Source organism: Microbacterium sp. GbtcB4, assembly GCF_019091465.1.
Lineage (GTDB): Bacteria > Actinomycetota > Actinomycetes > Actinomycetales > Microbacteriaceae > Microbacterium > Microbacterium paraoxydans.
In genome coordinates this window covers 1-270 of sequence record NZ_JAGXJJ010000146.1, presented here as the reverse complement: position 1 = coordinate 270, position 270 = coordinate 1, and the positions used below count along the sequence as shown (strand labels likewise).

Genomic DNA, 270 nt, shown 5'->3' with positions numbered 1-270 from the left:
GCGACGGTCGTGTCCAGCGCGCTCCACAGCACCGCACCCCCGTGCACCCTGGTCAGCAGCCCGCGGTCCGCCAGCATCGTGATGTCGCGGCGGATGGTGAGCACCGCCACCCCGAAGTCGCGGGCGAGATCGGCCACGCGCACCGCCCCCGTGCGGCGCAGCTCGACCAGGATCCGTTCCCGGCGGGAGAGGCCGAAACGCGGGGTCGGGCGCTCCTCGGTCATGCCGCCCACCCCTGCAGCTCCCAGCGCTCCGGACGGTCGAGCGGTG

1 protein-coding gene is annotated in these 270 nt (G+C 74.8%); it reads right to left on the bottom strand.

Annotated features, from left to right (window positions below):
- Window positions 1-224, bottom strand: a 224-nt coding sequence (locus KVS71_RS17530) for a DeoR family transcriptional regulator (RefSeq protein WP_217585161.1), incomplete at its 3' end; no start/stop codon positions are given.
- Window positions 225-270: the final 46 nt, after the last annotated feature.